Genomic DNA, 13583 nt, shown 5'->3' with positions numbered 1-13583 from the left:
ACGGCGGGCAAGATTGCCTGACGGGCAAGTTCTAGCGCTTGCCCCAGTCCCAGCGCGGCGTCGTCAGCAGGTCCTGGCCGGCGATGCGCGTCTCGCCCCACTCCTTGTAGAGCTCGATCTCGACGGCCTTCTCGCCGGCGGCCTCGGACAGCGCGCGGGAATGCGTGATCACGACGACCTGCGTCTGGCCGGCGGCGGCGCGGATCAGTGAGCCGAGTGGTCGCACCAGGTCGGGGTGCAGGGAGGTTTCGGGCTCGTTGAGCACCATCAGCGACGGGGCCTGTGGGCTGAGCAGCGCGGCGGCCCAGAGCAGGAATCGCAATGTGCCATCGGATAATTCGGCGGCCCGCAGCGGGCGCAGCATGCCGCGCTGTTTGAGCTGAAGATCGAACACCCCGTCGTTGACGGCGACCGAGACGGTGGCGCCGTCGAAGGCATCGGCCACGATGCGGCTCAGGTCGTCGAAGCCGGCCTCGATGATGGTCTGGATCGCGGCGGCCAGGTCATGGCCGTCGTCGGAAAGCACCGGGGTGCGCGTGCCCACCTGCGGGTGCCGCGCGGGCGATCCCGGGTCGACTCGGAAGCCGTCGTAGAAGCGCCACCCGCGCAATCGCTCACGCACGGCGGCCAATTCGGGCAGCGCGTGCGGATGGGCGTACTCGGCCAGCACGCTGCGATACGACGGCAGGGATCGGCTCAGCTCGTCGAAGCCGCGGCCCGATTCGGCGCTCACCTCGGCGAAATCCCGGGTCCGGCGCACCAGCGTCGTGGCGTTCCGCAGCACGGGGCCGGCGAACACCGCTTCGCGCTTGATCTCGGGATCGCGGGCGAAGGCGGATTTGATGCCCGCCATCTGCGGGATGCCGAGGTCGACGAGATAGCCGAAATCGTCTGCGGCGAAGCCCAATTCGAGGGATATGGGCCGGGTGCGCACGGTCGCCTGGGCCTTGCCGGTGCGCCGGGCGCCGGCCAGCTGTTCCGGGCCGGCCCACAGCACCGACTGCAGCCCGCCCTCGCGGGCCAGCGAGCCGATCACCTCGCCGCGCCCGCAGTCGGCCAGCAGCCGCAGCGCGCGGTAGAGCGACGACTTCCCGGCGCCGTTGGCCCCGGTGACGATGGACAGCCCGGCCAGCGGCACGATCACCTCGCGCAGCGAGCGGTACCCGCGGACGGCGACCGTCTGCAACATCAGGGCGCCCTAGCGGTCGTCGGCGGCGTCGAGCAGTTGCACTTCCTCGAGGTCCATCTCGTTTTGCAACTCGCGCAGCACGATGTCGTCGATGAGGTTTTGGTTTCGCAGATCGGTGATTTCGCGACGCTTGTGTTCGAGCACGCCGAGCCGCACCCGCCGGACCTTTTCCTTGCCCTTGAGCAGGCGGCTGTTCGCCGAACCGTCCTCGGTGGCCTGGGCGAGCGCGGCCTTCTCCTCGTATTCCTTCTGCAACCGGCGCCGCAGGTCGTCGCCGATGCCGACCTCGTCGGCGACGGTGGGCAGCGCGGCGAGGGCGGCTTCGACGCCGCGGGTTCGGGCCAGTTCCAGTTCCCGGACGTAGGCGACGTCGTCGGGCATCTTGGCCCAGCGGACCACGGCCGGCAGCGTGGTGCCCTGCACCAGGACGGTCACCAGGATGACGAAGACCACGATGAAGATCAGCAGGCTGCGGTCCGGGAACGGCGCGCCGCTGAGCGTGGTCGTCGGCACGGCCACCGCCGCCGCGAGCGACACGGCCCCGCGGAACCCCGACCATGCGGTGACGAAACGTTGACGCCAGTTGACGCGGCGCTCACGCTGCACCGCCCGGCGGTCGACGAGGCGAAGCAGCGCGGTGGTCGCTTCGCCCCACACGATCCGGGAGGCGATCACGACGCCCGTGATGGCCAGGGCGAGGTAGGCGGCGTGGCGAAGTCCGCCGTCGACGTTGGAAATCCCGCGCACCGCGCCGGGGATCTGCACCCCGACGAACACCCACAGCGAGCCGTTGAGCAGGAACGTCGCGATGTCCCAGAAGGCGTAGGCCTCCAGGCGGGACCGCGCCCGGATCACCAGCGGGCCCGCGTAGGCGAGCACCAGGGCCGAGACCAACACCGCGACCACGCCGCTGCAGTCGAATGCCTGGGCCAGCAGGAACGCCGCGAACGGCGTGAGCAGGCTCAGGGCGCCTTCCTCTTGCGGGGCGTCGAGTCGTTTGCGGATCAGCGTCGCCGCCCCGCCGACCAGCAGCCCGGCGGCGATGCCGCCGAGGTAGGAAAGGACGAACCGGCCGCTTACCTGCAGCGGGCTGATCGCGGACCCGCCGACCGCGATGTGGACGCTGACGGCGTACAGCACCAGGGCGGTGCCGTCGTTGATGAGGCTCTCCGCCTTGAGCACCGTAAGCGTCCGGCGCGGCAGCTTTTTCGCCAGGCCGGCCACGGCGGCGGCGTCGGTCGGGGAGAGCACGGCGCCGAGCACGCCCGCCGCGTGCGGGTCCATGCCCAGCGATCGTGCCGTCCACGACACGGCCGCCGCGGTGGCGATCACCAGGGCGACGCTGAGGAACACGATGATGCGGGCGTTCGCCCGGATCTCGCGGAAGCTGGTGTTCAGCCCCTCCCAGTACAGGATCGCGGGCAGGAACAGCAGCAGCACGAGCTCGCCGTCGATCTTGATGTGCGCGAAGTGGGGGATCAGGCCCAGCAGCGCGCCGAGCAGGATGAGCAGCACCGGCGGGCCCACGCGGTAGCGCCGGCCAATGACCGTCCCCACGATGACGGTGGAGACGAGCGCGACGATCAGGACGAGGCCAAACACCAGCCCATCCTGCCGGACCCGCGCGGTTTGCGCGGCGCGTGGGTCAGGGCCTCAAGCTCTGTGCGCGGGGTGCCAGGCGGATCTCGAAAGCGGTTGCGCATGCGCTATCGAGTTCGCGAGTCGGGCCGGGGGTCGGACCGACCCGTGCGCCGCGGGGCCCGAAACGCCGGCCTAGGGATGCGGCGCCGGACAGGTTTTCGGAAAGTTAACTGGCTGACCGATCTGGCTCATGCCTTTGCGGTACTGGGCGGTGGCCGGCAGGTCCGGCGTGGCGGCCGACCAGATGGTCGACGTGCAGGTGGCGGTTTGGCAGCCGCCTGCGAAGGTCCGCGACTCGCCGGTCGTCACCGTCAGGCATTGGCACTTGGCCACCGCCGGGTTGTTGGGATCGATCTCGCACTCGACGTCGAGGCAGTTGGCCCACGGCACCCCCGACGGGCAGGTCAGCACACCGAAATTCGCGTTGACGTTGACCGTCGAGAAGGCCGACCGCACCTTGCTGCCCGACTGTGCCCGGTCGTTGCAATTGCGGAATCCGACCGAGTAGCCGTTGACGACGACGCAGTCGCACACCGAGATGCCGGGGTCGGTCGGCGACGGCACACAGGGCGCCGTCGTGCAGAGCGCGAAGGTCTGGTTGCACAACCAGGCGCCGTCGACCTCGAAGGCGTCGATGTTGCTCGGCAGGCTGTTCTTGCCACCCCCGTCGCAGGCGGCCGCGGTGGCCGCGACGGCGGGAAGCAAGCCCACCGATGCTCCCCGGAGCAGTCCGCGGCGGGTCAGCCCGGTCCGACCGGAAGCCTGCGCCGCGCGATGGACGAGCTCGCCGATGGCGTCGGCGCCGCGCGCCGTGTCCACCCGGCGGCCGCCGTCGATGAGCACCGCGCTGGGCGTGGCGGTGATGCCGTAGGCGGCAAACGCCGCCCGCGACTCGTCGACGAGCTCCGTCGGCACGCGGTTGCCGGCGGGACCGCCGTTGATCAGTGCGACGGTGACGCGCCCGGCCAGGTCGCGTTGCCAGCCGGCCAGCTCGGGCAGCAACGCCTCGCACGCGCCGCAGCCGGGTTGGCTGAAGACGAGGACGAGCGGCCGGTGGTCGTCCTGCAGGCTCTCGAGCGTCCGGATCCGGCCGTCCCGGCCCGGCAGCGCCAAGCCGGTGGCGGTAGACCGCCGGCGCGACGCGGGGCCGAGCCACAGCCCGAGCATGACCACCGCGAAAGTCGTTGTGAGCCAAGCGAAGTGACCGTCGAGAGCCATCAATGCGGCCGGCGCCGCGAAGCATCCATTGCGGGCCAGTGTGGACCACCCCAGCGGTCCGGACGACAACCGCCCGAAGCAGTGGCACTCCAGGCGCCGCCCGCGACAGAGGCTCACCAGCGCGGCCGCGCTGAATGCGGCGAGCGCGATCAAGGCGGCCACCGCGCCCGTCCGCGGCGCTGTCAGCAGGAGCGCCGCGACGCCGAACTCGGCGGCGACCAGCGCCGTTCCCGCGAATCCCGCAGCCGCGCTTGGCACCCCGAACGCCGTCACCGCCCGCCGCGCGCCACCGCGATCTGACAGCTTCGCCAGCGCGGCGACCGTGAACATTCCCGCCAGGACCAGTCGCGCCGCCAATAACGTCACTTGCGAATCGTAGGCACCGGCGTGGCAGGCTGGCAGGGTGAGCGATCTGCTGTCACATCCGGCGCGCCTGCCCGGTTCCTAGGCCATGGCGAATCGAGTATTGGTAACCGGCGGCACCGGCACCGTGGGCCGCGTCGTCGTCGAACAGTTGACCGCCGCGGGCAAAGACGTGCGGGTCCTGAGCCGCGGGCGGCGGCCGCACCAGGGCGCCGACGTCGAACATGTCGTCGGCGACGTGCGAACCGGTGCAGGGCTCGACGTGGCGATGAACGGTGTCGACACGATCGTGCACTGCGTCTATCCCACCGAGCACCTGGTCGCGGCCGCCGAACAGGCGGGATCGCCGCACCTGGTTTACGTCTCCATCGTCGGGATCGACCGTGTCCCGTTCGCCCTGTATCGCACGATGCTCGCCAACGAGCGCACGATCGCCGCGTCGGGCCTGCCCTGGACCGTGCTGCGCGCGACGCAGTTCCACGACCTGATCGCCTTCGTGCTGCGCATGCTCGCGAAACCGCCGGTCATGGCGCTGCCGTCGGGCCTGAGGTTCCAACCGGTCGACGTGCGCGACGTCGGCGCGCGGTTGGCCCACCTGGCGCTCGGCGAGCCGGTCGGGCGCGCCCCGGACTTCGGCGGCCCGCGGGCGCGTGGGCTCGACGACCTGGCCGCCGGCTACCTGGCGATTGTCGGTAAGCGCCGACCCGTCGTCCCGATCCGATTGCCCGGCAAGGTGTTTGGCGGCATCCGCGCCGGGGCCTTGCTGGTCCCGGAAAACGCCGCCGGAACCATCACCTTCGAGCAATACCTCCGCGAACAGCTGGCCGCGGGTCAACTGCCCTACCGCGACGCCATCCGCGCATATCTGCCGCGCGGCCCCCGCAGACGGTCGCACTGACCCCCGCTACCAGCGCACCTTCGCGACAACGCCGAAGCTGGGATATTAGGGTGCGGAGGCGTTGGAAGGCGCATCGAAGGGGGAATGTTCGTGAAGACCAGGCTGCTCCTGGCGGTCGCCGTGCTCATGGCGTCGATGGCCGTGGGCTGTCACTTCGGATCCAGGAACCCGCCGAACAGCAAGACGCTCGAGGTCCCCATGGGTGACGTGCTGAAGCAGAGCGCCATCACGCAGAACGTCACGCTGGCCGTCGGCAACACGCTCACGGTGAAGCTGGGCTCCAACTATTCCACCCCGTACCGGTGGGCGATCGACACCAAGATCGGGGATTCGACGGTCATCAAGCAAACCAGCCACGAGTTCGTGCAACCCACCTCCGACGCGCTGGGGGCGCCCGGCACGGAGGTGTGGACGTTCGCGGCGCTGAAACCGGGGACGACGACGATCACCACCTCGTACACGAGCTTCGTCGGCAAGAACACCCAACCCGCGTGCACGTACACGGCGAGGGTGACGGTGCAGTAGCCAGGCGTTCGTCGCAAGCTCTAGCTGACCAAATACCCTATTGACCGCTATTTGTGCGGATGAAACTCGGTGAATGAGCGACATCGACAAATGGGATCGCGGCCTGACCGAGCACGTCGTCGCGCTGACCCGGCCGATCGTCAAGCGCTATTTCCGGTCCGAGGTCCGCGGCCTGGACAACATCCCGCCCGGCGCGTCGTTGGTGGTGTCAAACCATTCCGGCGGCTTCACTTCGTTCGACCTGTCGGTGTTCGCCGTCGACTATTACGACAAATTCGGCTACGAGCGCCCGCTTTTTGCGCTGGGGTTCGACACCATATTCGCCGGACCCGCGGGCGAATTCCTCAACCGCACGGGCGTGATCCGGGCGACCCGCGACAACGCGGCCAAGGCCTTGGCCTCCGGCGCCGTCGTCTTGGTCTTCCCCGGCGGGGATTTCGACGTCTACCGGCCCAGCATGCGCGAGAACGTCATCAACTTCGGCGGTCGCACCGGCTACGTGACCACGGCCATCGAGGCCGGGGTGCCGATCGTGCCGGCGGTCTCCATCGGCGGGCAGGAGGGCCAGCTGTACCTGAGCCGCGGCACGTGGCTGTCGCGGCTGCTTCGGCTCACCAAGTTCGAGCGCAAGTTCTTCCGAACCGACATCCTGCCAATCACTTTCGGGTGGCCGTTCGGCCTGAGCGTGCTCGCGCCGGTCAACGTGCCACTGCCCACCAAGATCGTCACCGAGGTGTTGAAGCCGATCCACATCACCGCCGAATTCGGTGAGGCCCCCGACGTCGAACACCTCGACGCCCTCGTGCGCGGCCTGATGCAGAAGTGCCTCGACGAGCTGGCGCGCAAGCGCCGCTTCCCGATCCTGGGCTAGGCCGGTTGCACATCCGCCCGGCGACGCGCGCCGACAGCGGCCCGGGCATCACGCGGTTGAAGCTCCCTGGCGTGTAGCGGTTTTCGTGACCGGCCGGACGGCCAAGGCGTGGCTGACGAGGCCGATCGCCGCGCCGAGGATGGGCCAGATCGGCCAGAAGTACGTCGCGCCGCTCGTGACCGCGACCGCCGCCCAGACGGCGAGCACGATGGCCGTCATCGCGAGGTACGCGCCGAGGTGGATGCGCACCCCGAGTCGGGCGGCGGCGGCCTTGGCGGCGTGGCGGCGGGGATCGGCGCGCCGGATGCGATCGAGCGGCAGGTCGGCGACCACGTCCGTGAGCTCCCCGGCTGTGTGCGTCTGGAACACCCTTTGCACGCGCCGCTCGTAGTCGTCCAACTCCAGATAGCCCTGTGCGAGCGCCTGTCCCAGGCGATCGGCGGTCGTCTGCCGGTCTCGGTTGCCGACGCGGACGGTCGTGACGGTCATGGTCACTTTCTCCTTCCGACTGATGTGAATAGCATTAACATAGACCACGATGTTAATGTCGTCAACATGTCACGGAAGACGGCCGCGTCGCGGCGGGGCAGCTACCACCACGGCGACCTCAAACGGGCGCTGACCAGCGCCGCGCTGTCGCTGGTGGCCGAGAAGGGGCCGAAGGGCTTCACCCTGACCGAGGCCGCGCGCCGCGCCGGCGTCAGCGCCGCGGCCCCGTACCGCCACTTCGCCGACAAGGCCGAGCTGTTGGCCACCGTCGCCGAACAGGGATTCGACGATCTGCACGCTGCGCTGGTCGCGGCCGCGGACGGCGCGTCCGACCCGAGGGCCCGGGTGGTCGAACTGGGCCGCGCCTACGTGCGCTGGGCCGTCGCGCATCCGGACCACTACCGGGTGATGTTCGGGTCGGAGATCTCCAAGGCCGACCATCCGGGCCTGGGGGTGGCCGCTGATCGAGCGTTCGGCGACCTGCTCGACGCGATCGCGGGGCTCGCCGACGGTCGGGATCCGCGGGCGGTTGCCGCGCCGCTGTGGTCGCTGGTGCACGGCGTCGCGTCGCTTGCCATCGGCGGCGAGCTGGCCGCGGTCGGGATCGAGCAGGACCCGGAGGCGATGATCGCGGGGGTGGTGGAGCGGGTGCTCAGTTAGGCCGCGTTGGCCTTCAGCTGCGCCGTGTAGACCTCGGCGAGGAACTGCTCGACGGCGACCGCGGCGTGCGCGGCGCGGGCCGAGCCGAAGATGTCGAAAGCGTGCTGGGTGTAAGGCAATTCGGCGTAGACCACGGGTTGGTTGCTGACTTCGCGCAGCCTGGTGGTGAAGGCGCGCGCCTGCTCGACGAAGGCCAGCGAGTCGTTCTTGCCGTGCAGCACGAAAAACGGTGGGGCGTCGGCGTTGACCTGATGGATCGGCGACGCGTCGGCGAACGTCTGCAGGTGCGTCGAGGGCCGCTGCTTGATGATCGATTTGATCAGCAGGCCGGGCATCATCGCGTGCAGCGAGTCGTCGAGCCGGGTGAAGTCGTAGATCCCGTAAAACGGCACGGCCGCTTGCACACTCGTGTCGGCGTCCTCGAAACCCGGCTGAAATTGCGGGTCGTTGGGCGTCAGCGCCGCCAGCGCCGACAGGTGGCCGCCGGCCGAACCGCCGGTGATGGCGATGAAGTTCGGGTCGCCGCCGTAATCGGCGATGTTGGCCTTGACCCAGGCGAGGGCCCGTTTCACGTCGACGATGTGGGCGGGCCAGGTGTTGCGCGGACTGTGCCGGTAGTTGATCGCCACGCAGATCCAGCCGCGCTCGGCGAGGTGGCTCATCAACGGATGGGCCTGTCCGCGTTTGTTTCCCGTCGTCCAGGCGCCGCCGGGGATTTGGAAGAGCACCGGCGCCTTGCCATGTGGGTCGAGGTCGGGGCGCCGCCAGATGTCCAGGTGGTTGGCGCTGCCGAATTCGCCGTAGCTGATGTTGGAGTCGTGAGCGTAGTCGCGGTAGATCCGCATCATCCGCAGCAGGCCGGGCGCCTTGGCGCTGCCGGCGCCGGTCGGGCGGCGCCACAGGCCCTCCGAGTCGGTGCGGCGGGCGGGCCCCAGCCCGTCGTCCAGCGCCTTGTTGAGCGGCACGTTGGCCTGGTGGCCGGCACGGCTGAAATTCAGCAGGCCCGCCGCCGAGACCGCCGCCGTGACCCACGCGAGCGCCCGCACCGGCCGGGTCAGGCGGCGGGACGTCAACGCAAGCCCGCCGAGCTGGCTGGCCATCGTCTGCAGCGGCAGTTCTGTGACAACCAGGCCGAACATCCACGAGAACAGCGACAGGTAACCGGTGCGCGCCAGCGGTCGATAGGCGTTGAGGGTGGACAGCGCCGTTACCGCCGTGACCACCAGCGACGCGATCTGCCGGAGATTGTCCATGAGTCGAGCCTTCTGCATGCGGCCACCATAACCGCTCGTAAACTCCGGCTTCGTGGGTGACGTCCCGCTCGATGCCCAGGAGCGCGTCGAGCTCTGCGATTGTTTCGGGGAGCTCGGCCCTGCCGTCCCGACGCTGCTCGACGGCTGGACCGCGCACGATCTCGCCGCCCACCTCGTGCAGCGCGAACATGATCTCCTCGGGGGGCCGTGCCTCGTGCTGCCCGGGCCCTTCGAACGGTTCGCCGAGCGGCGCCGGGCTCGGTTGGCCGGGCGCTCGGACTTTGCGGGGCTGGTAGCGCGGATCCGGTCCGGTCCGCCCGTCGGGTTCTTCCGCATCGGATGGGTGCGCGACATGGCAAACCTCAACGAGTGCTTCGTCCACCACGAAGACCTCCGCAGGGCCAACGGGCTCGGCGTTCGCGGCCTGACGCCGGCCATGGACGCCGGGTTGTGGCGAAACGTGCGCCGCGGCGGCCGCTTTCTGAGCCGGCGGCTGCGCGGGTGCGGGCTCGAGGTGGAGTGGGCCGGGACCGACGAACGGGTGGCGGTGCGGCCGGGTGCGCCGATGGCCCTTGTCAGCGGTCCGCCGGGCGAAGTCCTCCTCTATCTCTTTGGGCGCCGGGGCGCGGCGAAAGTCGAGGTGAGCGGTCCGGCCGAGGCCGTCGACGCAATGAGGCGCGCGCACTTCGGCATGTGAGGCGGCCGCGTCGGGGGTTATCTGCGCGCTCGATGTGGGAACCCTGGTCAACGTGTTTTCGACGTACCGTCGCCCGCGCCTGGGCACCCGGTTCGGGCCCTACGAGCTGCGATCGCTGATCGGTGCGGGCGGAATGGGCGAGGTGTACCGGGCCTTCGACACGCGGAAGGGCCGGATGGTCGCGCTGAAGCTGTTGCGTCCCGAGATGGCGGCGGACGCGGGTTTCCAGGAGCGCTTCCGGCGAGAATCGCGGCTGGCGGCGCGGCTGCAGGAACCGCACGTCATCCCGGTGCACGACTTCGGCGAAATCGACGGCGTGCTCTTCATCGACATGCGCCTGGTCGATGGCCGCAGCCTGAAAGACCTGCTGCGCGAACGCGGCGCGCTCGAACCCGCGCAGGCGGCGTCGATCACGGCCCAGGTGGCGTCCGCGCTGGACGCGGCGCATGCCGACGGGCTGGTGCACCGCGACGTGAAGCCGGAGAATGTGCTGCTCACCGACGACGGGTTCGCGTACCTGGTCGACTTCGGCATCGCCTACGCCGGCGGGGATCCCAGCTTGACGGCGGGCGGGCCGCTGATCGGGTCGTGCGCCTACATGGCGCCCGAGCGATTCAACGGCACCTGGGTGGGCCCGCAGACCGACGTCTACTCGCTGGCGTGCGTGCTCTACGAATGCCTCACCGGTCAACCGCCGTTCGAGGCCGCCGAAATCCCGCCGCTGATCAGCGCGCACCTGTTCTCGCCGCCGCCCCGGCCGAGCATCATGCGCCGGGGGATCGACAAGGCGTTCGACGGCGTCATCGCCCGGGGCATGGCCAAGGATCCCGCCGCGCGGTTCTCGTCCGCGGGTGAACTGGCCAGGGCGGCCTTCGGGCAGACGCCGTCGGCGCCACCCGAACCGCCGTCGCGCACCCGGCCGTTCTCGGCGGTCTTCCCCAACCCCGACGACACCGGTTACAGCCCGTATCCGCCTCCCGCGCCGGCGCCGCAACGCCCGTCGAGTCCGGCTGTTCGCCGGGCGCCGATCGTCGTCGCCGGGGCGGCGGCGATTTTGCTGGTGGTCGCGGCGGTCATCGCGACGTTCGTGATCCTGTTCGGCAACCACGGCGGTTCACCCCATGAGGAAGCATCGGGGGCGCCCCCGGCGCCGTCGACGACGAAGACGCCGTCGCTGTCGCAGCCCGTCCAGGGCGCCGACGGTCTGGGCTTCGTCGGGCATACCGCGCGATGCGACCCGGGCAACCCGCCCGCCGCAGTGGTGCGGACCGCCCAGTCGCTCGCGGTGGTGTGCCAGAGCGCGCCCGGCAGTTTCTACTACCGCGGCGAGCGCATCCGCGACGGCGCCCACATCGAGCTGACCGACGCGGTGCGCTCGTCGGACGGTTTCGATGTGACCAATCCGGACAACGGGGTTCGTTACGAGGTGCGCCCGGACCGGCTGCGGATCATCAGCAACGGCCACGTCGACTCGTCGGAGCCGGTGCTGGAATACGCTTCGGCCACTTAGCGCTGGCCGAACAGCACGTCGGGGTTGAGGATGCCCGCCGGGTCGAAGCTCTGCTTGATGCGGCGCATCAGGTCGACCTTGACCGGGTCTTCCAGCTGCAGGAAGTACGGGGTCTTGGCGCGGCCCAGGCCGTGTTCGCCCGAGATCGCGCCGCCCAACTCCATTGCCAGCGCCAGGATGTCGGTCATCAGCTGCTTCTTTTTCGCCGGGTCTTTGCAGATGATGGCCAGGTGCACGTTGCCGTCGCCCGCGTGTCCGCAGCCCGCCGCGGCGCCACCGGCTTCGGCTGCCAGGCTCCGCGCGCCGGCGAGGAACTTCGGCATCGCCGAGCGCGGCACCACGGTGTCGATGATGTCGTCGGCGCCGATCGCCTTGGCCGTCCAGAACGCCTTCTCCCGCGCCTCGATCAGCTTGCGCGCCGAGATCCCTTCCAGCACATAGGCGTCGACGGCGCCCAGCTCGACCACCAGCTCGCCGGCCCGCTCGACGTCCTCGTCCAGCCGGTCGGCGGTGCGATTCTCAAGCGCCACAACGAGATACGCCTGGCAGCTGTCGCGGACGTCGTCGGGGACGCCGAGTTCGAGGTTCTGGGTGTGGACGAGCGCGGCCATCGTCATGTTGTCGATGTATTCGAGGATGTAGGGCGCCAGGCCGCTGGCCAGGACCTGGGGCACCGCCTCCATGACCTGGTCGAAGTCGGCGAACGGGGCGAGCACGGTCGCGGCGTGGCCGAGGCGCGGGTGCAGCTTGACGATGACCTCGGTGGCCAGGGCCAGGGTGCCCTCGGAGCCGACGATGAGCTGGGTCAGGTCGTAGCCGGTGGACACCTTGGCGATCTTGCCGCCGGTGCGGATGATCTCGCCGGTCGGCAGCACCGCCTGCAGCCCGAGCACGTTGTGGCGGGCGATGCCGTACTTGACCGCGCGCATGCCGCCGGCGTTGGTGCCGACGTTGCCGCCGACGCTCGACGACAGCTCGCCCGGGTGCACCATGTAGCTCAGCCCGGAGTCGACGGTCGCGGCGTCCAGCTCGGTCAGCGTCACGCCGGGCTGGACGACGGCGACCTGGTTGGTGGTGTCGACCTCGAGGATCGCGTTCATCCGCTCGAAGGAGATCAGCAGCCCGTCGGCGCGCGGGATCGCCGCGCCCGATAGGCCGCTGCCGGAGCCGCGGGCGGTCACCGGGATCTTGTTTTCGCTGGCGGCTTTGAGCAGCCGCGAAACCTCTTCCACGGTGGCCGGTTTGGCGACGTAGGCCGGCTTCTGCGGCGGCGTCGTCAGCACCTCGTCGTGCCAATAGTCCTCGGGGATCGCGTCGCCGGTCAGGAAGTTGTGCTCGCCGACGATGCTCGCGAACCGTTCTGCCACGTCGCTCACGGCTGCTCCAGCAGGCGCAGCGGGTGCAGGCCGTCGACGTTGCCGACGAACGGCGGGTGGATGCTGTAGCCGATCATGCGCTGGATGTCGGCGGAGACCGTGCGGGCGACGTCGCGTGGCATCGACAGAGTGTATGACTCCATCGGCCGCAGCCACGGTTGGCAGTACTGGCCCGTGACGGCCAGCCGCGCGTGGGCGGTCGTGTTGGCGCCGCCGCCGTGCCACAGGGTTCCGACGAAGAAGACGCACGAGCCGGCGGGCATGACGACGGGCAGCGCGCGGTCGTCGGGCCCGGGCCGGCGCGCGCCCCAGTGGTGACTGCCAGGGAATAGCACGGTGGCGCCGTTGTCGGCGGTGAAGTCGTCGATCGCCCAGATCGTCGCGGCGGCCAGGGGAGCCCGCGGCCGCGGGATCGGGTAGAAGCCGTCGTCGTGATGGGCCAGCTGCGCGGACTCCCCGGGCTGAATGTTGATGGCCTGCAACGCCGAAAGCAGGTAGTTGGGCATCAGGAGGCGGTCGAGCACCGCGAGCACCCGCGGGTGATCGACGAGCCGGTCGCACACGCGGGCCCTGCTCAGCACGCTGTAGATGCGTTGGGTGCGCCGTCCCTCGAAGGAGTTGCGTCCGGTGTGGGCGAGCATCGGGCCGACGGTGTCGCGGATCTGTTGGCACTCGTCGGCGCCGAGCAGGTTCTCCCAGATGACGTAGCCGTCGCGGTCGAGGGCCGCCATGTCCGCGTCGACGATCGCGGGGTCGACGGACGCGCCGCCGCTCGGTGTCCATTTGTACCGGCCCGCCAGATCGGTTTTGAGGTCGTCCAGCGTCGTGACGGGCTCGTCGTCGATGCTCATACGCAGACCCTAAGTAACTCAGCATCCAAATGACAGTGGCCC

General features: G+C 69.8%; 13 protein-coding genes. 6 read left to right on the top strand and 7 right to left on the bottom strand.

Annotated elements, in window-relative coordinates; all coding sequences use genetic code 11:
• Positions 1-31 precede the first annotated feature (31 nt).
• The 3 genes from A5705_RS02915 to A5705_RS02905 form a co-directional block, all read right to left on the bottom strand.
• Positions 32-1189 (bottom strand): AAA family ATPase, encoded by a 1158-nt coding sequence (locus A5705_RS02915; protein WP_068275260.1) that lies wholly within the window; start codon positions 1187-1189, stop codon positions 32-34.
• Positions 1190-1198: 9 nt separating this feature from the next.
• Positions 1199-2791 (bottom strand): Na+/H+ antiporter, encoded by a 1593-nt coding sequence (locus A5705_RS02910; protein ID WP_067874058.1) that lies wholly within the window; start codon positions 2789-2791, stop codon positions 1199-1201.
• Between the two features lie 171 nt (positions 2792-2962).
• The gene (locus A5705_RS02905; RefSeq protein ID WP_156763014.1) at positions 2963-4414 is read right to left on the bottom strand and encodes a thioredoxin family protein; all 1452 of its coding nucleotides are present in this window, start codon (positions 4412-4414) and stop codon (positions 2963-2965) included.
• Positions 4415-4499: 85 nt separating this feature from the next.
• Here A5705_RS02905 and A5705_RS02900 point away from each other — a divergent pair, with 85 nt between their 5' ends.
• The 3 genes from A5705_RS02900 (at position 4500) to A5705_RS02890 (ending at position 6705) form a co-directional block, all read left to right on the top strand.
• Positions 4500-5309 carry an SDR family oxidoreductase gene (locus A5705_RS02900; RefSeq protein WP_067874064.1) on the top strand — a complete coding sequence of 270 codons (810 nt, stop codon included), beginning with the start codon at positions 4500-4502 and terminating at the stop codon, positions 5307-5309.
• Positions 5310-5399: 90 nt separating this feature from the next.
• Positions 5400-5834, top strand: a complete 435-nt coding sequence (locus tag A5705_RS02895) for a protease inhibitor I42 family protein (RefSeq protein WP_067874464.1) — start codon at positions 5400-5402, stop codon at positions 5832-5834.
• 73 nt (positions 5835-5907) lie between these two features.
• Positions 5908-6705: a lysophospholipid acyltransferase family protein gene (locus tag A5705_RS02890; RefSeq protein ID WP_067874067.1), complete on the top strand. Its 798-nt coding sequence runs from the start codon at positions 5908-5910 to the stop codon at positions 6703-6705.
• Between the two features lie 48 nt (positions 6706-6753).
• Here the strand turns inward: A5705_RS02890 and A5705_RS02885 are convergent, their stop codons facing one another.
• Positions 6754-7194, bottom strand: coding sequence for a DUF1707 domain-containing protein (locus A5705_RS02885; protein WP_068275254.1), 441 nt, complete (start codon positions 7192-7194; stop codon positions 6754-6756).
• Positions 7195-7260: 66 nt separating this feature from the next.
• Between A5705_RS02885 and A5705_RS02880 the strand changes: the two genes are divergently transcribed.
• Complete coding sequence (locus A5705_RS02880; protein ID WP_068275248.1) at positions 7261-7854, top strand: TetR/AcrR family transcriptional regulator; 594 nt, start codon at positions 7261-7263, stop codon at positions 7852-7854.
• Here A5705_RS02880 and A5705_RS02875 read toward each other — a convergent pair.
• Positions 7851-9125 carry an alpha/beta hydrolase gene (locus tag A5705_RS02875; RefSeq protein ID WP_068275245.1) on the bottom strand — a complete coding sequence of 425 codons (1275 nt, stop codon included), beginning with the start codon at positions 9123-9125 and terminating at the stop codon, positions 7851-7853. The genes A5705_RS02880 and A5705_RS02875 overlap by 4 nt on opposite strands.
• Before the next feature lie 34 nt (positions 9126-9159).
• On the opposite strand from A5705_RS02875, the gene A5705_RS02870 reads away from it, so the two are divergent.
• Together A5705_RS02870 and A5705_RS02865 are read left to right on the top strand one after the other, a co-directional pair.
• Positions 9160-9804 carry a TIGR03085 family metal-binding protein gene (locus A5705_RS02870; protein WP_068275240.1) on the top strand — a complete coding sequence of 215 codons (645 nt, stop codon included), beginning with the start codon at positions 9160-9162 and terminating at the stop codon, positions 9802-9804.
• Positions 9805-9856: 52 nt separating this feature from the next.
• Positions 9857-11314 (top strand): serine/threonine-protein kinase, encoded by a 1458-nt coding sequence (locus A5705_RS02865; RefSeq protein WP_068275425.1) that lies wholly within the window; start codon positions 9857-9859, stop codon positions 11312-11314.
• Here the strand turns inward: A5705_RS02865 and A5705_RS02860 are convergent.
• Both A5705_RS02860 and A5705_RS02855 read right to left on the bottom strand, forming a co-directional pair.
• Complete coding sequence (locus A5705_RS02860) at positions 11311-12690, bottom strand: FAD-binding oxidoreductase (RefSeq protein ID WP_068275236.1); 1380 nt, start codon at positions 12688-12690, stop codon at positions 11311-11313. The genes A5705_RS02865 and A5705_RS02860 overlap by 4 nt on opposite strands.
• Positions 12687-13541 (bottom strand): phytanoyl-CoA dioxygenase family protein, encoded by an 855-nt coding sequence (locus A5705_RS02855; protein ID WP_068275233.1) that lies wholly within the window; start codon positions 13539-13541, stop codon positions 12687-12689. Before A5705_RS02855 ends, A5705_RS02860 begins: the two co-directional genes overlap by 4 nt.
• Between the last annotated feature and the right edge of the window lie 42 nt (positions 13542-13583).

It is taken from the genome of Mycobacterium sp. E787, from assembly GCF_001668725.1.
Taxonomy (GTDB): domain Bacteria; phylum Actinomycetota; class Actinomycetes; order Mycobacteriales; family Mycobacteriaceae; genus Mycobacterium.
The sequence above is the reverse complement of the archived record's forward strand: the minus strand, read 5'-3'. Positions and strand labels throughout refer to the sequence as shown.